General features: G+C 58.5%; 16 protein-coding genes. 9 read left to right on the forward strand and 7 right to left on the reverse strand.

What is annotated here, in order from left to right; all coding sequences use genetic code 11:
- Positions 1-697 precede the first annotated feature (697 nt).
- Positions 698-2,653: an acetate--CoA ligase gene (gene acs, locus CD175_RS12420; protein WP_104449132.1), complete on the reverse strand. Its 1,956-nt coding sequence runs from the start codon at positions 2,651-2,653 to the stop codon at positions 698-700.
- 171 nt (positions 2,654-2,824) lie between these two features.
- Between acs and CD175_RS32095 the strand changes: the two genes are divergently transcribed.
- The 4 genes from CD175_RS32095 (at position 2,825) to CD175_RS12440 (ending at position 5,938) form a co-directional block, all read left to right on the forward strand.
- Positions 2,825-3,193, forward strand: coding sequence for a hypothetical protein (locus CD175_RS32095; RefSeq protein WP_104449133.1), 369 nt, complete (start codon positions 2,825-2,827; stop codon positions 3,191-3,193).
- Positions 3,194-3,357: 164 nt separating this feature from the next.
- Positions 3,358-3,621: a DUF2790 domain-containing protein gene (locus tag CD175_RS12430; RefSeq protein ID WP_007978183.1), complete on the forward strand. Its 264-nt coding sequence runs from the start codon at positions 3,358-3,360 to the stop codon at positions 3,619-3,621.
- Positions 3,622-3,810: 189 nt separating this feature from the next.
- Positions 3,811-4,164 (forward strand): hypothetical protein, encoded by a 354-nt coding sequence (locus tag CD175_RS12435; RefSeq protein ID WP_104449134.1) that lies wholly within the window; start codon positions 3,811-3,813, stop codon positions 4,162-4,164.
- Between the two features lie 526 nt (positions 4,165-4,690).
- Entirely contained in the window at positions 4,691-5,938 is a 1,248-nt protein-coding gene (locus CD175_RS12440) for a ribonucleotide-diphosphate reductase subunit beta (RefSeq protein WP_007978181.1), read from the forward strand.
- Positions 5,939-6,837: 899 nt separating this feature from the next.
- Here CD175_RS12440 and tnpC read toward each other — a convergent pair.
- The 3 genes from tnpC to tnpA form a co-directional block, all read right to left on the reverse strand.
- On the reverse strand, positions 6,838-8,364 hold the full coding sequence (tnpC, locus tag CD175_RS12445; RefSeq protein WP_104449135.1) for an IS66 family transposase: 1,527 nt from the start codon (positions 8,362-8,364) through the stop codon (positions 6,838-6,840).
- Positions 8,365-8,445: 81 nt separating this feature from the next.
- On the reverse strand, positions 8,446-8,781 hold the full coding sequence (tnpB, locus tag CD175_RS31705) for an IS66 family insertion sequence element accessory protein TnpB (RefSeq protein WP_034149241.1): 336 nt from the start codon (positions 8,779-8,781) through the stop codon (positions 8,446-8,448).
- A complete protein-coding gene (tnpA, locus tag CD175_RS12455) occupies positions 8,781-9,137 on the reverse strand; it encodes an IS66-like element accessory protein TnpA (protein ID WP_240628883.1) in 357 nt (118 codons plus the stop codon). The genes tnpB and tnpA overlap by 1 nt, the downstream gene beginning before the upstream one ends.
- Before the next feature lie 217 nt (positions 9,138-9,354).
- Here tnpA and CD175_RS12460 point away from each other — a divergent pair, with 217 nt between their 5' ends.
- Positions 9,355-9,888 (forward strand): BRO-N domain-containing protein, encoded by a 534-nt coding sequence (locus CD175_RS12460; RefSeq protein WP_104449136.1) that lies wholly within the window; start codon positions 9,355-9,357, stop codon positions 9,886-9,888.
- A gap of 116 nt (positions 9,889-10,004) precedes the next feature.
- Positions 10,005-10,718 (forward strand): HNH endonuclease, encoded by a 714-nt coding sequence (locus CD175_RS12465; protein WP_104449137.1) that lies wholly within the window; start codon positions 10,005-10,007, stop codon positions 10,716-10,718.
- Between the two features lie 306 nt (positions 10,719-11,024).
- Here the strand turns inward: CD175_RS12465 and CD175_RS12470 are convergent, their stop codons facing one another.
- Together CD175_RS12470 and CD175_RS12475 are read right to left on the reverse strand one after the other, a co-directional pair.
- Entirely contained in the window at positions 11,025-14,528 is a 3,504-nt protein-coding gene (locus CD175_RS12470) for an alkaline phosphatase family protein (RefSeq protein ID WP_104449138.1), read from the reverse strand.
- Positions 14,529-14,679: 151 nt separating this feature from the next.
- The gene (locus CD175_RS12475) at positions 14,680-16,446 is read right to left on the reverse strand and encodes a SulP family inorganic anion transporter (protein WP_104449139.1); all 1,767 of its coding nucleotides are present in this window, start codon (positions 16,444-16,446) and stop codon (positions 14,680-14,682) included.
- Positions 16,447-16,559: 113 nt separating this feature from the next.
- On the opposite strand from CD175_RS12475, the gene CD175_RS12480 reads away from it, so the two are divergent.
- From CD175_RS12480 to CD175_RS12490, 3 genes are all read left to right on the forward strand, one after another.
- Positions 16,560-17,525: a hypothetical protein gene (locus tag CD175_RS12480; RefSeq protein ID WP_104449140.1), complete on the forward strand. Its 966-nt coding sequence runs from the start codon at positions 16,560-16,562 to the stop codon at positions 17,523-17,525.
- Positions 17,526-17,644: 119 nt separating this feature from the next.
- Entirely contained in the window at positions 17,645-17,962 is a 318-nt protein-coding gene (locus CD175_RS12485) for a helix-turn-helix domain-containing protein (protein WP_104449141.1), read from the forward strand.
- A gap of 222 nt (positions 17,963-18,184) precedes the next feature.
- Positions 18,185-18,505 (forward strand): helix-turn-helix domain-containing protein, encoded by a 321-nt coding sequence (locus CD175_RS12490; RefSeq protein ID WP_104449433.1) that lies wholly within the window; start codon positions 18,185-18,187, stop codon positions 18,503-18,505.
- Positions 18,506-18,512: 7 nt separating this feature from the next.
- On the opposite strand, the gene CD175_RS12495 is transcribed toward CD175_RS12490, so the two are convergent.
- Positions 18,513-20,036 carry an amidase family protein gene (locus CD175_RS12495; RefSeq protein ID WP_104449142.1) on the reverse strand — a complete coding sequence of 508 codons (1,524 nt, stop codon included), beginning with the start codon at positions 20,034-20,036 and terminating at the stop codon, positions 18,513-18,515.
- Positions 20,037-20,055: the final 19 nt, after the last annotated feature.

Genomic DNA, 20,055 nt, shown 5'->3' on the forward strand with positions numbered 1-20,055 from the left:
GGGACTCCATCGGTAAAGGGCAAAAACGGCAGAGTGAGCAACAGCCCAATATGCGAATGAGTGGAACCGGAAAGCAGTGCTGCGTCCTACATTGCGTGTGCGAAATTTCAACACGGGCAACGACGAGCGAGTGATCGGCATTCTAACGACAGGCCCGAGGCCGATATTTCTTCAATGCGACAACTAATTACAGAAGCACCGAGAAAGTCGTTTTAGCACGTTGACAGCCCTGCAAAATCATGCAAGAGCAAAAGACATTGAACCGATCTATGTTGCAAATTGCGGGCCTATTATTGGCAAACCCTTCTAATCCGGCAAGCGCAGCGTGGGGTCTTATTTTTTATCCGTGGTTTTTAACCCCTGCTATGGGGCTGGGCGTTTCCCAATGCCCCGCATTGGCGCGATGCGGTTACACATTCAGTAACCTGAAAGGTCGCAGGTAACAGTAGGAAAACGCCGACAGAGAAACCCGATAATTATTGGCTGATGTTGCTGTATTGCCTGACAAACTGCCTTTGCGAGCAGGCTCGCTCCCACAATGGATTTGTGCCGAGCACAAAATTTTCACCCACCAAAGATCCCTGTGGGAGCGAGCCTGCTCGCGAAGAGTCCAGCCCAGCCAACACAAAAACCCAGGCACAAAAAAGCCCCGCCAGGTTCGACACCTGACGGGGCTTCAATGACTCAGAACCGCCGCTTACGCGACATTCATCGTCTTGTGCGTATCAATCAAATGCTGCACCACACTCGGGTCCGCCAGGGTGGAGATATCCCCCAAGCCATCGTATTCAGCGGTAGCAATCTTGCGCAGAATCCGCCGCATGATCTTGCCCGAACGGGTCTTCGGCAGCCCCGGCGCCCACTGGATCACATCCGGCGAAGCAATCGGCCCGATCTCTTTACGCACCCAGTTCTTCAGCTCCAGGCGCAGTTGCTCGTTCGGCTCTTCACCGTTTTTCAGGGTGACATAGACATAAATGCCCTGTCCCTTGATGTCGTGCGGCACACCGACCACCGCCGCTTCGGCGACTTTCGGGTGCGCGACCATCGCGCTTTCGATCTCGGCGGTGCCCATGCGGTGGCCGGAGACGTTGAGCACGTCGTCGACGCGACCGGTGATCCAGTAGTAACCATCGGCATCGCGACGGGCGCCGTCACCGGTGAAGTACATGCCGCGGAAGGTCTTGAAGTAGGTGTCGACGAAGCGGTCGTGATCGCCATACAGCGTACGCGCCTGGCCTGGCCACGAATCGAGAATCACCAGGTTGCCCTCGGCCTCGCCTTCGATGATGTTGCCCAGGTTGTCCACCAGGGCCGGCACCACGCCGAAGAACGGACGTGCCGCCGAGCCTGGCTTGAGGGCGTGAGCGCCGGGCAGCGGGCTCATCATGTTGCCGCCGGTTTCGGTCTGCCACCAGGTGTCGACGATCGGGCAACGGGACTTGCCGACATTCTTGTAGTACCAGTCCCAGGCTTCCGGGTTGATTGGCTCACCCACCGAACCCAACAGGCGCAGGCTGCTGCCATCGGCGCCTTCAACCGCGGCGGTGCCCGAGGCCATCATGGCGCGGATTGCGGTCGGTGCGGTGTAGAGGATGTTGACCTTGTGCTTGTCGACGATCTTCGCCACCCGGGTGATGTCCGGGTAGTTCGGCACGCCTTCGAACAGCAGGGTGGTCGCGCCGTTGGCCAGCGGGCCGTAGACGATGTAGCTGTGGCCGGTGACCCAGCCGACGTCGGCGGTGCACCAGTAGACTTCACCGGGGCGGTAGTCGAACACGCGCTCGTGGGTCATGGCGGCGTACAGCAGGTAGCCGCCGGTGGTGTGCTGCACGCCCTTCGGCTTGCCGGTGGAGCCCGAGGTGTAGAGGATGAACAGCGCCTCTTCGGCGCCCATCTCTTTGGGCGCGCACACGGTGCCGGCCACTTTCATCAGGTCCTCGAACCAGATGTCGCGATGCTGGTTCCACTTGATCTGGCCACCGGTGCGCTTGCACACGATGACTTTCTGGATGCTGCTGGTTTCCGGGTTGGTCAGCGCGTCGTCGACGTTGGCCTTGAGCGGGATCTTCTTGCCGGCACGAATGCCTTCGTCGGCGGTGATCACCACTTTGGATTTGCAGTCGATGATGCGACCGGCCAGGGCTTCCGGCGAGAACCCGCCGAACACCACCGAGTGGATCGCGCCGATCCGGGTACAAGCCAACATGGCGACCACGGCTTCGGGGATCATCGGCATGTAGATCGTCACCACGTCGCCGCGGTGCACGTCCTGGCCGCGCAGGGCGTTGGCGAACTTGCAGACTTGCTCGTGCAGCTCGCGGTAGGTGATGTTGCGGCTTTCCGCAGGGTCATCGCCTTCCCAAATGATCGCGACCTGGTCGCCGCGCTCGGCCAGATGACGGTCGAGGCAGTTATAGGAAACGTTCAGGGTGCCGTCGGCGAACCACTTGATGTCGACATGGTGATCGTCGAAGGAGGTCTGTTTCACCGTGGTGAAAGGCTTGATCCAGTCGAGGCGCTTGGCTTGCTCGCGCCAGAAGCCGTCCGGGTTGACGACCGACTGCTGGTACATGGCCTTGTAGGTCGCCTCGTCGGTCAGCGTATTGGCCAGAACCTCGGGACGAACGGGATACAGGGAAGCCGCACTCATCTTTCTTACCTCGGTGGAATAGTTGTTTTTGTATGACCCTGTTGTAGCCGGGCCGGGCCTATAGAACCATTCGACGATGGTAGTAACAAGCCCACACAAAATGTCGTGAATACCCTCGCGCCCGCGCTGCCCGGGCATCAGACAACACCTGTAGGAGCGAGCTCGATCGCGATGGTCGTCAACGATAACGCGCCCAATCTGACACCCCGCGGTGCTCTCTGGCTCATCGCGAGCAAGCTTGCTCCTACAAAAGCGGTACCTGTGGGAGCGAGCCTGCTCGCGATGCTCGTCAACGATAACGCGCCCAATCTGACACCCCGCGGAGCTCTCTGGCTCATCGCGAGCAGGCTCGCTCCTACAAAAGCGGTACCTGTAGGAGCGAGCCTGCTCGCGATGGTCGTCAACGATAACGCGCCCAATCTGACACCCCGCGGCGTTCTCTGGCTCATCGCGAGCAGGCTCGCTCCTACAAAAGAACAGGCTATTCAGGGATTGTTACAGGATCTGTCAAAGGTGTTTATCAAAACCACGTCTATATGAACGTATCCATCACCCCTAAAATCTGCCACGCCAACAAGGCAACCTGATTAACCAAGTTACAGCCCCCACGAAGGCAGTTAATCAAACACCCAGGTACTGAAGCTCCACACGCAATCTCAAAAGGATTGCGTGCCCCCTCTCGACCTTAGAAAGGTAAAACTTAAATGAAAGCTTTATTGGTTCTGGCCCTCGGCAGCGTGTGCGTAACCGCCATGGCAAGCGAGGCCCCGACTGATGTCGCGCAGCAACAACCGCCTATTGAGGAATACACTTACTCGATGAATCTGGACATCGCCAAAGTGATCTCGATGAGCGAAGCACCGAATGTTTGTGAAGTTGTCCCCATGAAAATGGAATACGAAGATTCCAACGGTCAACGGCATATCTTGCGTTACAGCGCGATGGGCAACGGTTGCTCTAACGGCTGATCCCTGCTTCACCCCTCCCCCAATAAGGTTCGACCCACCCGCCACGATCAGGCAGATGAAGCGCCGAACCTTAATGATCTAATAATTCGATTATTTTAAGCATTTATTTGCGCTTTTTAATCGAATTAATCGGCGTAGCATCCTATTCAACCCAAGACAAACAACGCCCACGAATCCGGAGCACTGACCATGAAAACCCAACTGATCCTCGCCCTGACCCTCTCCGTCCTGGCTGCCAACACCTTCGCCGCCGATGGTTACGACCGCACCGGCTCGGCCGCTTACACCACTGAAGCGGCTGTTGCTTCCGACGGTTACGACCACACCGGTTCAGCCTCTTTTGCCGCCGATGGCGCAGACCATGTAGGTGCCGGCAAACTGGCTTCCGACGGCGCTGACCACACCGGTGCCGCCCGCCTCGCCGCCGATGGTGCCGACCATGTGGGCGCCGGCAAACTGGCTTCCGACGGCTCGGACCACACCGGTGCCGCCCGCCTCGCCGCCGATGGTGCCGATCACGTCGGTGCAGGTCGCCTGAGCTGATCCACCCGCGTGACTTCACAGCCCGACTTCGGTCGGGCTTAGTTGTGTCTTGAGCCTGAGAAAACCCCACAGAAACACAAGATGTAGTGAAAAAAGCCTTTTTTGGTTATTTCTTGTACAAAAAATTCCCGGGGCAAAAAATTAAGAAAAAAAATCTTCCCCCACCAAAACCGTTCAAAGCCCTGTAAACCCTCGCTCCGACCGAAATACGGCCCCTGTCGACCGATCCGTGAGCCATTTCGCCGCACCACAGCACGCAAAACTTCCCTATAATGCGGCCTTAAACGGGCCTGCAATATCCCCTTACAGGGATGAAAAGCCAGTCTGAAGCCCCGCACAGGCGCTTGCCGCTTGCTGCGCCCATCAGTGGCTCTCGGAACCCCGTACAAAATTCTGTTTGATGCCTGCGTATAGCTGCTGCAAAAAACGATTCCTTTAGATCCAACGCGGCCAGTAAGGCCGTGTGAAAAACCAACTATCCATTTTCACACGGGCACTCTGGCCCTCACGCAGGAGACGACACGTCATGCTGAGCTGGGACGAATTCGACAAAGAAGACACGGAAGTAGCAGTCAAGAGCGCCAACGCTGGCCACGCCACCGAAGCCAACATGGACCGTCTCGACAGCGCCGGCGGTGCCGCCGCCCTGGAAGCCCGTGCCGTGACCGCCGCTGACTCCGCCGCCGTTGCCCGCGCCAAAGCCGCCCTGGATTCGCTCGACGTCGCCGAAGGCCTCGCCGAACTCGAAGGCGCCTCCGCCCGTGTCGCCGTTGACGAAAAGCGCATGATCAACTGCCGCGCCGACCTCAACCAACTCGTACCCTTCAAGTACGACTGGGCCTGGCAGAAGTACCTGGACGGCTGCGCAAACCACTGGATGCCGCAAGAAGTCAACATGACCGCCGACATCGCCCTCTGGAAAAACCCGGAAGGCCTGACCGACGACGAGCGCCGCATCGTGATGCGCAACCTCGGCTTCTTCTCCACCGCCGACTCCCTGGTTGCCAACAACCTGGTCCTGGCCGTGTACCGCCTGATCACCAACCCGGAATGCCGCCAGTACATCCTGCGCCAGGCCTTCGAAGAGGCGATCCACACCCACGCCTACCAGTACTGCATCGAATCGCTGGCCATGGATGAAGGCGAAATCTTCAACATGTACCACGAGATCCCATCGGTCGCGAAAAAAGCCACCTGGGGCCTGAAGTACACCCGCTCGATCTCCGATCCGAAGTTCGAAACCGGCACCGTCGAAACCGACAAAGAACTGCTGCGCAACCTGATCGCCTACTACTGCGTCCTGGAAGGCATCTTCTTCTACTGCGGCTTCACCCAGATCCTCTCCATGGGCCGCCGCAACAAAATGACCGGCGTCGCCGAGCAGTTCCAATACATCCTGCGCGACGAATCCATGCACCTGAACTTCGGCATCGACGTGATCAACCAGATCAAAATCGAAAACCCGCACTTGTGGGATGCCGAGATGAAGGAAGAAGCTTCGCAGATGATTCTGCAGGGCACTCAGCTGGAGATCGAATACGCGCGTGACACCATGCCTCGCGGCGTGCTGGGCATGAACGCGGCGATGATGGAGGACTACCTGAAGTTCATCGCTAACCGTCGTTTGAGCCAGATTGGCTTGAAGGAAGAGTACCCAGGGACAACTAACCCGTTCCCTTGGATGAGCGAGATTATGGACTTGAAGAAAGAGAAGAACTTCTTTGAGACTCGGGTTATTGAGTATCAGACTGGTGGTGCTTTGAGCTGGGATTGATTCCCAAGCCAGCCGCGATTTGACGACTTGAATCGACAAATCGAACATCTGAAAGCCCCGATCTGATCGGGGCTTTTTTGTGGGATAGGAAAGCTCTTACTCACAATCTCAGTAGTAGCTAAACCTCCTACATGTATTCCAGCACCTTCTGTATTGAGGGCCATTCCATGCGGCCCTAAGCTCTACTGCAGGTGCCTAAGAAACGCCCAACGTAGAAAGCTAGCCAATTACACAGACGAGCAGTCACCCTTGGTGATTGATCGTAAGCGTCCGGCAAAGGCATCTGGCCCGAAGTCGGAAATGGCGCAACAACTGATAGCTTCCTTTAACCATCGCCACTTCTAGGGGGATGTTACGCGCGCAAGATGATGGGGCCGTAGTGACAGGACCACCCTCAAAAACAATGGTGATCCGTATAATTACATTAGACGGGGATTTAAGAGGTTTCAGGTACAGCAGGGACTATCGCTTGCGGCCGGCTTCCGTCGCAATTTTTCATAAGTTCGGATCAGTTTTGCGAGTTTTGCTACCAAATGCGGAGCGACAACTCCCGAGTGAATTTGGAAGGGGCAGAATGGGGTGCGCTACGGGGATATATAGGGATAATTAGGGTGTGATGGGGTGTTACGGGGATTATTAGGGAAAATAGGGGGTTATCAGGGGGCGCTATCTCCAGGGTAACTACCGTTCCCGCGGATTAAATGGGGGGAAATGGGGTGTTTGAGAGGGGGATACAGGGAGGCTAGGGGATTTATAGGGTGTTTAGGGGCGCTAAAGGGCGGTACGTGGCGTAGATCTACCCCATTGCAACCAATGCTACGAAAAACCATGTTTTGTGGATGATTTTGGGACTATGCGCCGGAATATTCATAAACGCTCCACGACGCGACCTGATGTAATTACACCGGTTGCCACCGATGTGGTAACAACGCCTCAATCTCACTCGCTCGCTGCGCGGGCAGCCGCGTCAGAACATCCTTCAGATAGGCGTACGGATCATGTCCATTTAGCCGTGCTGACTGGATCAAGCTCATGATTGCAGCCGCACGTTTGCCGCTGCGTAGTGACCCGGCGAACAGCCAGTTCGAGCGCCCAAGTGCCCATGGCCGGATTTGATTTTCACACCAATTATTGTCTATGGGCACGGCGCCATCCTCGAGATATCGGATCAACGCGACCCAGCGTTTGAGGCTGTAATCCAGGGCTTTGGCGATGGCCGACCCTTCGGGTACGAGTTCGCGCTGGGCAATCATCCAGGCGTGTAGCGCCTCGATTATCGGAGCCGCTTTTTCCTGCCGTATTCGGTGCCGCATGTCCGGTTCTAGGTCTTTTACTTCACGCTCTATTTCGTAAAGTGCGGCGATGTAATGCAGCGCTTTTTCGGCGACTTGGCTCTTGTTGGTCGCGTGAAGGTCGAAGAACTTGCGGCGAGCATGGGCCATGCAGCCGATCTCCGTGACGCCCAGATCAAAGCTCGCCTTGTAACCGGCGAAGTCGTCGCAGACCAGCTTGCCGTGCCAGTTGTTCAGGAAGGTTCGGTCGTGTTCGCCGGCGCGGCTCGGGCTGAAGTCGTAAACGACTGCCGCCAAGTCGGCGAACTGGCTGGTTGCGTAGGCCCAAACGTAGGCTCGGTGGGTCTTCTTGGCGCCCGGCGTCAGCATCTGTACCGGCGTTTCATCGGCGTGGATCACGCCATGCTCGAGCACTGCTACGCGCAGCGCATCCACCAGTGGCTGTAGCTGCACGCCGCAGGCGCCAACCCATTGCGCCAAGGTCGAACGGGCGATCGCCAGACCAGCTCGGCCGAAAATTTTCTCTTGTCGATACAGCGGCAGATGGTCAGCAAACTTGGCCACCATAACGTGGGCCAGCAGGCCTGCCGTAGGGATGCCTTTGTCGATGACATGCGCCGGTACCGGTGCCTGGATCAACGTCTCGCACTGCTCACAGGCCCATTTCCCACGGATATGGCGTTCGACGGTAAACACGCCGGGGGTGTAGTCGAGCTTTTCGCTGGCATCTTCACCGATGCGCTTGAGGGCGCAGCCGCATTGGCAATGGCTGTTGTCCGGTTCGTGGTGGATCAGCGTACGAGGAAACTGCGCTGGCAGCGGCGCACGCTTGGGTTGCTGACGCACTTTGGCCGCAGTCGGCGTTGATTGCAGTGCCTCAAGTTCAGCTTCGATAGCCGCGATGTCGGTGTCGATCAGGTCATCGAGCAAGCTAGCTTGAGCAGGACTTAGTTGTTCGCTGCGCTTGGCAAACTTGAAGCGCTTGAGCAGCGCGATCTCATGGGTCAGTTTCTCGTTGACTGTTTTGTGATGGTGGATTTGTTTGTCCATCGTCTCGACGCGCTGCATCAACTGCGCGGCCAGAGCACGCAGTTGTTCAGGGTTCAGTTGGTCGAGATTCGGGGCGGAAGTCATGCCGCTGATTTTGCCAGAGCAGGCATTAGGCGACGATAGGTTGATCGGACAATTGTGCTGGCGAGCTGGCCATGACAGAACTTAAAGCACAGTGATGACGCCGCCGGCACCGACTCTTTGCCACGGTAATCCGAGTATCAGGGCCTGAAGTTGCTCGGCGTCTAATTCAAGCTCTGAACCGTGTCGGACACCCGGCCAGAAAAAGCGCCCCTGGTGCAATCGACGTGCTGCCAGCCAGATGCCGACGCCGTCATGCACCAGCACTTTCATCCGATTGGCGCGGCGGTTGGCGAAGAGATAAGCACAGTGCGGCTTCGCCGCACCGAACACGGCCACTACCCGTGCAAGCGCGGTGTCGGTGCCCGCGCGCATGTCCATCGGCTCGGTGGCGAGCCAGATGGAATCGATGCGGATCATCAGATTAATCCCCGGACGAATCGGGCACATCCCTCGGGATCGTTGACGGGCCAGTTCACCACGAGGCTCCCATGCTCGCTTGGCACGTCGATTCTGATCGATGGCTCGGGACGATCATGAACGCAGGGTTCTAGTTTCAAAGGGATAAAAGCGGGCAGGTTTTTACTGTCCGCGTCGCGATAAAGCGGAATCCATTTACGCACGAGATTGGCATTGATCCCGTGGCTCAGCGCGACGCTTGCGATGGACGCACCAGCGTGCAGACATTCCTGAACGACTTGGGCTTTGAAAGGTTTGGGGTAAGAGTGTCGTTGGCGCATGGCGATCCGCTTAATAAGGCTAAAAATGGTGTCCACTTAAATAGGTGTCCACCATCGCCCTAAGCGTTGGGATCAGAAAGGTGTGTTGGCCGGACGCTTACGATTGATCGTACGGCTGTGTGAGGCTTCTGCTCGTTGGAGCTTCTTATGTCCACTCTACGTTGGGGTCAGGCCCGCCAAAGTCCAAACGTAGGGGTAATGGATATGCCTGAACACAACCTTCTCGTCACTCTCCGAACCAAGGAGGTCGGCCATGTCTGATCTCTTTTCTGTAACAGTCTTCATCCGCCACAATCTCCCTCTCCATGCTCTCCTCCTGGAAAACCAACCGTGGTTCTGCGCCCGCGATATCGGCCGTTTGATGGGTTTCCATCTGAGTGAGCGCATGGTCAACAAACTGGACAAAGACCAACACCGCCCGTTGTGGATTGAGTATTACCGGCAACCGGAAAAACAGCTGATGCTCAGTGAGTCCGGTGTCTATGCGCTGCTGGTCTATCACTACGCACCAGAAAATCGCTTGCTGCGAGAGTGGATCACCCATCAAGTGGTGCCGGCCTTACGTGATGCGGAGCAGCCGGACAATTCGGATCGGCCGATGCTGAGTTTGTTGGATTGGCCAGAAATGTCGCTGAGCCTGCTGCATTGGCAAGATGAAGGTTGGATTCGGCTGCGGGACATGCCTTACCTGTTGCTCGATCACACGCCGCAGAGGGCGCCGGGGGTTAATCCTTGGTGGCGTAAGGTTGCGCGGGTGTTTAAGTCGTCGAAGCACTCGATGGGTTAGGTTCCTAGCATGTAGGACCACCTGCAAGAATCTTCTCTTCTTTGTGTAGGAATTTTCGTAGACAGTCGTAGTGGCCACTCAGTATCGTCCGAGGGTATTTAACCCTCGGCGATTGTATGGATACGGAAAAGAGCAACGGCGATTGGAGTGAGGCAGAGATCCAGGCTGCGGTGGATGCCTATCTCAGCATGCTGTCTCGCGAGCAGAACGGTCAGGCGATCAACAAGGCTCATGAAAATCGCGTCCTGCGCGAGGGTGCTTTGGCGGGTCGGACCAAAGGTTCTGTTGAGTTTCGGATGCAGAACATTTCTACCGTGTTGGTTGAACTCGGGCGTGATCGCATTGAGGGCTACAAACCCGCCAAAAATGTCGGCGCCAATGTTGCGAAGAGCATTCGTGAAGCACTCCATGCTCCAGGTCCAGTAACCCCCGAAGACTTTGTCCCGACAGCGGACGAAACGACGCTCGAGCAGCGAGCTGCAAAGCTTGAGCGACAACCGATCAAAGTCGAGCCGAAGGGGATTGAGAAACCAGAGCAAACTCAGTCCAACGGAAAGTCGTATGTTCGTGATCCTGAAGTGAGAGCGTGGGTGCGCCAACAGGCTGAAGGTAAATGCGAAGGCTGTGGCAACCCTGCTCCGTTTGAAAAGTCGGGCAGGCCGTTTCTTGAGGTTCACCACGTTAAGCATTTGGCACAGGAAGGCTCAGACCGTCCGAGCAATGCTGTAGCGCTGTGCCCGAACTGTCATCGACGTTGTCACCATTCGAGTGATCGGGATGAATTCACCGCTTCGCTTTATACAAAGGTGAAACGGCTGAAACCCGAATAACCGAGCAAAACAGAACCCGTGGCGAGGGGGCTTGCCCCCGCTCGGCTGCGCAGCAGTCGTCAATTCGCAGAATTCGGTTTGTCTGATACTCCGCGAGTTACGGATTTTAGGGCTGCTTCGCAGCCCAACGGGGGCAAGCCCCCTCGCCACAAGGTGGGTGGCTGGCTTGGTTGTTGTGTTGATCTTGCGAATCGCGAGCAAGCTCGCTCCCACAGGGGTTCGGCGGCTGGCTTGGGAACGTCGGTGTTATCAGGGCCGCTGGATTTTCCTGCGACCCTTTTCTTTGCCCGCGATACCGCTAAAGCATCATTTCCCCAACCCACTAATCCGCCACGGGCAAACTGCCGCCCTCACCCCGCTCGGTCCAACTATCTCCGGGGTCTGCCCCTGCGACCTGGCACTCAACACACTCCCCACCCGCTCAATCAACCGATCAAACCCCAACGTCGCATCCTCCTGATGCAATTTGCGCAGTTGCTCAACCAGGGCGTAGGTGAAGGCGCCGTAGTGGTTGGAGCCCACCACATACTCGCTGGCTTTTTCGTTTTCCCGCGCGGCATAGAGCATCAGTGGCATATAGGGTCCATGGTGACCATAGAGTTTGCCCTGGCGCAGCAGTTGGGCTTTTTTCTCGGGGCGCAGGCCCGTGGCGGCGCCTTGGGTGGTGCGGGTGCGGGTGAGGCCGCGGGTTTTGTTGTCTTGTTCGCTGAAGTCGCGGCGGTCGGTGTCGACGGCGTAGACGCGGCGGTCCCAGTCGCCGGCGTAGGGGTCCCAGCGCAGCATGCGGTGGCGGATGTCGCTGGGTGGGGTGATGCCGCGCACGCGGCCGTTGCCGCGGGTCATGCCGCCGGCGTAGCAGCAGTCGAACATGACGGTGAGTTTCGCGCCGTGGCCGTCCGGGTCGAATGGCAAGTGGCTGTAGAACTGGCGGAACAGTTTGTCGGTGAAGTGGGTGCTTTCGTCGTCCCAGTCGAAGTCGTGGAGCACCAGGGTTTCGTCCATGCAGTCGGCTTCGCCGCTGCTGCTGTAGACCGGCAGTTGGGTGCCGTGGCCGGAGTAGAACAACACGCGCTCGTCGCCGGCGCGGGCGCCTTCCACCAGCCATTCGAGGCGTTCGACGAAGTTGGCCCGGGTGGCTCGGGCGTCGTGCAGCAAGCGGATGTCGCCGGCGTCGTAACCGCTTTCCTGGAGCATGCGGCTGATCAGGTAGGTGTCGTTGATGCAGCCGTCGAGGCGTGCGCTCGGGTCGAGGTAATCGTTGATGCCGACCACCAGGGCGCGACGTTTACGTTGGCCGCTGCGCGACAGGAACGCCGGCACTTCCAGTGCGCGTGCGGCCACCACATCGCGGGCCAGTTGTGGCCACAGGCCGGTCTGGCTGGTGGCTGACGACAAGTAGGCCTGGGCGGCGTGATTGAGGTCGAGCAGGTCATCACGCAGTGGCACACTGAACTCGGTTTGCAGGTCGACCCGCGCCGAATCCGGTGAGGTGATCGGCCGGCTCAGCAAGCCGTCGTTGGGGTTGTAGAGGTGGAACCAGCGGCGGATACCTCGGCCGTTTTCGCTCAGGCGCAGGACCCGCCCGCCCCACACTTCGCGCATCACCAGCGGCAGTGCGATCGGTGAACCGAAGCTGACGAACACGCGGCCGTCGATGCGCTTGAGCGCCGAACCTTTTTTCACCACGGACCGGCGCAGGGCGTCGTAGCCGATCAGGCTGCCCAGGACTTGGGCGAAGATGATCTGCGGATTGAATGCCTCGATCTTTGCCAGCAGATGTTGAGTCAACGCCGTGCGCAAATCGGCGTCTTCGATCCATTGCACGATGGCGCCCACCGTGGTGCGCAACATCTGATTGACCGGCAGGCCCCAACTGCCGAAATTCTCGTCGGCCTTGCCGCTTGCGTCGGCCCTCAGCATCGCCAGGCCTCGGGTGATCTGGGCGAAGTCCGGCCCTTCCTTGAGTTGGTCATCGAAAGACAGAAATTCGATGTCCTGGTCATCAATGAGCCGACCGTTCTGCGCCAGTTGATTGCGGATCAATGTGCGCCATTGCTCCTGCCAGTTCGCATCGATGCCACCCTGCCCGCCCGTTGCCCGGCTGAACCCCACACCGGGCAGGCACAGGATGCGCAGCCGCGTGGGCGCGACTTCCAACCCTGGTTCTGCCAAGGTTTTACTGGCAGGCGCCGCAACTGGTGGAACCGCTTGCCCTTGGGCGGTAACCATCAAATCCTGCAAGCGCCGCAGTTTCGCCTCCAGGCTGTCGGCACTGGGCGCGGCGGGTGTCAGCGCGGCCTGAGCCGGATCAGCCAAGGCTCGGCTGCGGTTGCCGAGAAAGCCACTGACCCATTGGGCACTGCTCTTCCAGATCTGCTCTGGATCAAGGCCGTCGAGGTAACCAGTGACGCTGTCCACCACCTGCCGACTTTGGGTCGCCAGTTCGGACTCGATCAATGGCAACCCGGCACGACTTGGCACCACGGTGGCCGCCAATGTCGGCGCAGCCGTTACGCCCGGTGCAGCGCGCCAGATGGGCGCATTGCCGAAGTGCTGCGCCGCGATCACCCGTGGGCCGAGGGCACTGCGTGGCAATTTGAAGTGGTCGCATAGAAACGCCAGCAGGCTGGTGTGATCGTAATGCTGCGCCTGGACGTTGCCCGTCCAGGGAATCAAGCCGGGCTTGAGCCACGGCGAAGCCAGGATCGCCGGAACACGAACGCCGAGGCGGGTGAAGGGATTTTTCCAGGGCACATCGACCGTTGAACCTGTCGCCACGCAAGTCGGCGGCACCACGTGATCATGGAAACCGCCGTGTTCGTCGTACAGCAGCACGAACAGGGTTTTATTCCAGACCGCGGCATTGGCCGACAAGGCGTTGAACACCTCACCGACAAACTGATCGCCAAAGCGCAGGTCCTCCGGTGGATGATGGGACACGTTTGGCCCGAGTTTACCGTTGAGCAGGCCATAGCTCGGCTCGATCCAGGACAGTTCGGGGAGTGTGTCAGCGGCAACGTCCGACTTGAAGGCCTCGATGCTCAGGTGCTGCAAACCGCCCTTGACCAGCGCCGCCAGCGGAACCGCACCGTCGGAGTAAATGCGCGCGTCGTGGCCGTTGCTGCGCAACAGCGAAAAAATACTCTCGCCGCCGAACTGTGCGATCAGGCTTTTGATGCCGGCCAGCACCGTGCCGGTCGAGGGCATCAGCAAGTGGCCATTGCAATTGCCAAGCATGGCAAAAAAACGGTTCGGCCAGGTCGGGCCTGGCACCGAGGAAAACCAGCGATCACACACGGTGAAATTGCGCGCCAATCCGTGGATGGCCGGTAGCGTATCGTCGGCCGGCTTAGCGCCGAACGGGATGTAGTTCATCGCACGTTGGGCCATGGATTGCGACCAGGTTTTGTACACCTTCAAGTCCTTGCGGGCCTTGTCGTAGGCGTCCTGGGCAAAACCATCGAGTTTGGGATTGGCCGGGCTGGTCTTGAAGGAGACGCCCAGCTGTGTCTCTACGTTGACGAACTCGTGGCCAAGGTCGAAACCCTCACTGTTGCTCGGTGGTAGCGCCGGAGGCAGAGGGGGCGGCGGCGCCCACAGGTTGTAGTTTTCCGGGAACTCCGACGCCTGGGTGATCACCGTCGAATTGCCATTGGCCAGCTTCAGCGGATTGGTGCTGGGCGCGTTGCGGTTGATACCGTCACACGCAGGGTTGATACGGGTGTAATCCCCCAGCAAATGATCGAATGATCGGTTTTCCATCATCAACACGACAACGTGCTCAATTCCGTCGGGCCAGTTGTTCGGCATGGTGCGCTCCTTGATGTGAAGTCTCGATTTCGACCTCTCGGGTTTCACCGCAATCAAGGCTTGGATGGCTGGACAATATGAGGCATGCGGCGATTCGATCTGCCAGACAACGCTAGTCAGGCGATGGGGGCTTGTCCAATGGCGGGAGCACCTATCCTTTCACCCAATCCACCGAATACATCGCCACATAACTATCCACCGCCGCCCCAATCGTAGGAAAAAACGCCGTCTCCCCCAGCCGCGCAAACAACCCGAACCGCTTCAGCTTGTCCTTCACCGGGTCCTTCATCTCGGCAAAGCACAACTCGATACCCGCCGCGTGCAGGGTGTCGTCCAGTTCGGCGAGCATGTCGGCGGAGGTCACGTCGACGCTGGTGACCGGTTCTGCGGCGACCACCAGCCAGCGCACGGGCGTGGGCGATGCCGCGACGGCGTCCAGCACGCGGTCGCTGAACAGTTCGGCGTTGGCGAAGAACAAGGGCGCATCCCAGCGAAACAGGATCAGGCCGGGAATCAGGGACGCGTCGGGGTAGCGTTTGATGTCGTGGTAGCCCTTGACCCCGTCGGCGCGGCCCAATACGGCGGAGTACGGGCGCCAGGCGTCCCAGAGGAATTCGATGATCGCGATCACGATGGCCAGGCCGATGCCCTCGATCGCGCCGAACACGGCCACGCCGATCGTGCAGACGATCGATAGCCAGCATTCCCAACGCTGGATGCGATAGATCCGGCGCAGGTCGGTGATTTCGATGAGGCCGATGGCCGAGGCGATCACGACCGCCGCCAGGGCGCTGGACGGTAGATGTTGCAGCAGGTCCGGTGCTACCACCAGCAGCAAGGCAACCGCGAGTGCGCCGACGACGCCGGTCATTTGGGTCTTGGCGCCGGTGGCCTCAGCCACGGGCGTACGCGACGAGCTGCTGCTAATCGGGAAGCCCTGGAAAAAACCGGCCGCCAGGTTGGCGATGCCGAGGCCGACCATTTCCTGGTTCGGGTTGACGTAGGTTCGGGTCCGCGCCGCATAGACACGGGAGAGCACGCTGGTGTCGGCGAACGAGACCAGTGCGACGGCGCACCCGCCGATCACCACCGGGACGATGTCGGCGGTGGTGATCCACGGGATGGCGAACCCGGGCAAGCCTTGGGGGAGCGAACCAAGGACCGACACACCGGCGCGTGTCGCCAGGTCGAGGGCACCCACGGCGACCGTCGCGCCAACCACGGCGATCAGGATGCCCGGCAGTCGCGGCCATCTTTTGAGCAGCAGGATCACCGCCAGGGTGAGCCCGCCTACGCTGAAGGCGGTCCAGTTGACCTTTCCTTCCATCAGCGCCGAGGCGATCGCCCCTATGTTTCTCAATGGGCCGTCGGACTCAATCGAAAAACCGAACAGCTTGGGCAACTGGCTGATCAATACGGTCAGTGCTATGCCGTTCATGTAGCCGTAGCGGATCGGTTTGGACAGCAGCTCGGTGATGAAACCCAGGCGCGCCATACCGGCCAGGATGCACACCGCTCCCGAGACGATCGCCATCATCCCCGCCAGGGCGACGGCACGCTGCGGGTCGCCGCCGGAGAGTGGAATGATGACGGCCAGGATGACGGCCACCAGGGAGGAGTCCGGCCCCATCACCAGAATCCGGCTGGGGCCGAACAGGGCATAGAACAGCAGCGGAACGATGGTCGCGTACAGGCCATAAATGCCGGGCACGCCCGAGGCCACCGCGTAGGCAATGCCGACGGGCACCAGCATCGTGGTCAGCACCAGACCGGCCACGATGTCGTAACGCAACCACGCCCATTGGTATTCACGCAGCACGCCCAGCCCCGGCAGCCAGCGGCGCCAACCGGTCTGTTCGTCCCGACGGGCTATGCGGCCTGGCTCCGGGTGAGGGGGCGAAGCATCTGAATGGCTCATGAATCGCCCTCTTTAATGGACAGACTCGGCGATATCGAAGTGATCTCAGTGTAGCTATTGCTTCGAATGAGCCATCACTGGAAGCTGTTCACCTAAAGGACTTGGAAGCCGACATGAAATTCGACCTCGCCTACTGCCTCAGCCTCAACGACAAGTTGTCGATCTACGACGTTCGGGATCTGAATTTCGACGAGACGATGGATTTCGACTCCACCAGGGAACACTTCCAGTGCCCCAACGATGCCTGTCGCCTGGCGTTCGATGCGGCCAACGAGCTGGGCACGTTCAACGCGAAGAATGTGAATTACGTGCGCACGCCGCACTTCAAGAACCTGCCGAGTACGCGGCATGTCGAGGGCTGCCCTTATGTCAGCCTGAAGGCGCCGGCGTCAGGTGTTGATGAGGCGGAAACGGATGACAGCCGCGAGGAAAACTTCCCGTCGGAATTGTTACTGACTCGGCGTGAGTATGTGCGTAAGCCGCCCAGCCCGAAGGTTGCGGCGGACGGGGGGCGGGATGAGCCGCCAACGCCTTCGGTGAACCGTAACGGCGAGCAACCGGGCAGGGAGTCGGCCCCGGACAAGACCAGCGTCTTCGCCCACCCGGTGGAGTGTTTTGTGTCGAACTTCGACGACAAGGATTTACTCAAGCGCGTGCCACTGAAGATTGGCGAGCACACCGCGCCTTATGGGTCGTTTTTCAAGAAGATCGAATACCTGCAGGACAACAAGGGGCTGATTTACTGGGGCAAGGTCAAGGAGATCAAGGACTACACCCAGAGTTTCCGCATCGATTTCGAGAAGAAGGTCTGGTTCGAAAAGAGGCCTTACTCGGTCAATCTCTACCTGAGCAAAAAGCTCATCGACAGCTACCGCAAGCGCAAGGCGTTCCTCGAGGAGATCAAGCACGCCATCGAGAGCGGGCGGGAATTGTATTGCTTCTTTTATGGCGTGACGCCTGAGCTGAAGCAGGTGCCGAGCAAGAAAAACCCCGAGCAGACGTTCGGGGTGTTCAGCGCCAACATCGAGAATCTGGATCACTTTATCGTGCGGGAAGCGCCAGGGTTGGCGGACAAATAAGTGCAGCGCCGTTCGTCTGCCTGAAAAGAATAATCAAAAATTGCGTTTGATCCGGGCTCAAAACAACTGTACAAAAACACAGTATATTTTGATCAACACTCTCGAGCCCGGAGAACACCATGGCCTCTCAAGCGATGAAAATCACCCTGGAACGTATCGCCCTCTTTCAATTCACCCCGACCCACTGCGCCCAGGCCCGAGCGATGCTGGGCTGGAGTGTGGAAGAGCTGTCGCGCGAATCCCGAGTCTCGGTGGAGGCCATTCAGCGCTTCGAGGCACGCCAGGAGGTACTGGATGTCACGCGCCTGGCGCTGGCCTATCGGTTCGAATCGGAAGGGTTGGTGTTCTTCCCCGGGTTTGCGCCGGGGCGGGGGATGAATGTGAAAGGGTCGACGCCGAATCCGGTTGGGCGGGCGGATTTTGCGATGGTGGAGTGAGCCAATTCATCGATTGATGATTATTCCTATATTGGTATATTTCGCATAAATCAAAAGGCGGTGCAGGCATCGTTTTTTGTAGGAGCTAGCTTGCTCGCGATGGTCGTCAACGATAACGCGCAAATCATGGATAAACGCGGTGTCCTTGAGTACATCGTCGGATCGTCGCCCGGAGCAAGCTCGCTCCTACAGGAGAGCCCGTTTATGCGAAAGGAATTGAACATTATTGAAATCGAAGAAAGCAGTGGCAACGTCTACGAAGATCTCGGGACACCCCACGCCAATGAAATGCGAGTCAAATCCCAGTTGGCTGCAAAAATTGGGGAAATCATCAAGGCGCGCCATTTGACCCAGGTTCAGGCGTCTGAAATTTTAGGCTTGTCGCAACCCAAGCTTTCTGAAATGTTGCGTGGCAAGTTCCGCGGGATCAGTGAAGCGAAGATGATGGAATGCCTGTTACTTCTCGGACGGGATGTGCAAATCGTGGTCAAACCGGCCCCCCGATCACGAAAGGTGGGCCGGCTTGAGGTGGTTTTTGCTTAGTGCATTTCTACGGCTTGAATGCAGGTGTCTGACGCGCATGCGAGGCTTGTTCATAGCTGTAAGCCATCGCCAGAAGTTTGGCCTCGCTCCAGGGCGCGCTGTAGAAAAACACCGAGGTCGGTACGCCGTCAGCGTCCATTCCAGAAGGCAACATGATGCCGGGGTAGCCTGCCAGCGGAATGACGTTCAAACCGGGGGAGCCGACGTCGAGCACCAAGGCATCGAGTTGATGGGTGTTCAACAAGCCGTCGATAACAGCGGCGTTTTCGTGCTGGATTTTCCGCCACAGCTCGTTGTACGTGCGCTCGTCGAAATCGATGGTGTTGGCCGCGCTAAGGATGCTTTGTCCGTAATCCGGGCTGCCAGGTGTGTCCTTGTTAAAACGCACGATAGCTTCCAGTGTGGGGGCAGCCATTGCGGGTCGGGTCGCCAGATACTTTGGCAAATCACGCTTGATACCCATCCATAGCGCCTCATCTATCTGCTCCGATAACGGATCAGTGAGTTCCACGGGGATCAGAATTGCGCCGGCAGCCTGCATGACTTCCAGAGCTCTGGAAAACTGCGGATCACTTTCAAACCCCTCAGCGCTATTGCCGAACTTCAACGGGAAACCGATACGGCGCCCCGCCAATGCATCAGAGCGCAACAGAGCCGTGTAGTCCGTTGTATTGAAGCCTGACGGCTTGTTGATCGGGTCAGCTGGATCATTGCCGGCCATGGCGTTCAGCAATAATGCAGCGTCGCGAACGCTGCGAACCATCGGCCCTGGTGTATCGAGTTTGTGCGTCACGGGAACAATGCCACTACGGCTGAGTAAACCCACCGTCGGTTTGAGGCCGACCACACCATTGAGTGACGCAGGACAGATAATCGAACCGATCGTCTCCGTCCCAACAGTCAGCGGAGCGAAGCCCGCCGCGACCGCTGCACCCGAGCCCGAACTTGAGCCGCAGGGTGTTGCGCTGAGCAGATGGGGATTTTTGGTTTGTCCACCTCGGCCGCTCCAGCCATCGGGAATGGCCGGATCGCGAAAGTTGGCCCACTCGCTGAGATTGGTTTTTCCCAGTACCACCGCCCCGGCAGCCCTGAGACGTTGCACGATAAAGGCATCCTGCGCAGCAGGTTGCCCGACCAAGGCCAACGATCCGGCGCTGGTCTGCATCGAATCGGAGGTATCGATGTTGTCTTTGAGCAGCACCGGAATGCCATGCAGCGGTCCGCGGACTTGCCCGTTTTGGCGCTCCCGATCCAAGGACTTGGCAATCTCCAATGCATCAGGGTTCAGCTCGATGATTGCGTTGATCGCCGGGCCTTGTTTGTCCAGTCTTTCGATCCGTTGCAACAAGTGCCGAACCAGCGTTACGGAATTCAACTGACCGCGACCCATCCGCTGGTTGAGTTCATCGACACTCAAGTATTCCAGCCTGGTTTCGATCGCCGGGGTCTGCGCATAGGCTGCGCTGGTGACCATCGATAACAGGACAATCCCGGCCAGCCGCGTCATGCAGCTGTTTAACGTTACTTCCATGTAAAAATCCTTCTGACTG

The sequence above is a fragment of the Pseudomonas laurylsulfatiphila genome, assembly GCF_002934665.1.
Classification (GTDB): domain Bacteria; phylum Pseudomonadota; class Gammaproteobacteria; order Pseudomonadales; family Pseudomonadaceae; genus Aquipseudomonas; species Aquipseudomonas laurylsulfatiphila.

Excerpts from the sequence above, each read along its gene's own strand:
- acs (WP_104449132.1), bottom strand. The coding sequence starts at position 2,653 with ATGAGTGCGGCTTCCCTGTATCCCGTTCGTCCCGAGGTTCTGGCCAAT.
- CD175_RS32095 (WP_104449133.1), top strand. The coding sequence starts at position 2,825 with ATGGTCGTCAACGATAACGCGCCCAATCTGACACCCCGCGGTGCTCTC.
- CD175_RS12430 (WP_007978183.1), top strand. The coding sequence starts at position 3,358 with ATGAAAGCTTTATTGGTTCTGGCCCTCGGCAGCGTGTGCGTAACCGCC.
- CD175_RS12435 (WP_104449134.1), top strand. The coding sequence starts at position 3,811 with ATGAAAACCCAACTGATCCTCGCCCTGACCCTCTCCGTCCTGGCTGCC.
- CD175_RS12440 (WP_007978181.1), top strand. The coding sequence starts at position 4,691 with ATGCTGAGCTGGGACGAATTCGACAAAGAAGACACGGAAGTAGCAGTC.
- tnpC (WP_104449135.1), bottom strand. The coding sequence starts at position 8,364 with ATGACTTCCGCCCCGAATCTCGACCAACTGAACCCTGAACAACTGCGT.
- tnpB (WP_034149241.1), bottom strand. The coding sequence starts at position 8,781 with ATGATCCGCATCGATTCCATCTGGCTCGCCACCGAGCCGATGGACATG.
- CD175_RS12460 (WP_104449136.1), top strand. The coding sequence starts at position 9,355 with ATGTCTGATCTCTTTTCTGTAACAGTCTTCATCCGCCACAATCTCCCT.
- CD175_RS12465 (WP_104449137.1), top strand. The coding sequence starts at position 10,005 with ATGGATACGGAAAAGAGCAACGGCGATTGGAGTGAGGCAGAGATCCAG.
- CD175_RS12470 (WP_104449138.1), bottom strand. The coding sequence starts at position 14,528 with ATGCCGAACAACTGGCCCGACGGAATTGAGCACGTTGTCGTGTTGATG.
- CD175_RS12475 (WP_104449139.1), bottom strand. The coding sequence starts at position 16,446 with ATGAGCCATTCAGATGCTTCGCCCCCTCACCCGGAGCCAGGCCGCATA.
- CD175_RS12480 (WP_104449140.1), top strand. The coding sequence starts at position 16,560 with ATGAAATTCGACCTCGCCTACTGCCTCAGCCTCAACGACAAGTTGTCG.
- CD175_RS12485 (WP_104449141.1), top strand. The coding sequence starts at position 17,645 with ATGGCCTCTCAAGCGATGAAAATCACCCTGGAACGTATCGCCCTCTTT.
- CD175_RS12495 (WP_104449142.1), bottom strand. The coding sequence starts at position 20,036 with ATGGAAGTAACGTTAAACAGCTGCATGACGCGGCTGGCCGGGATTGTC.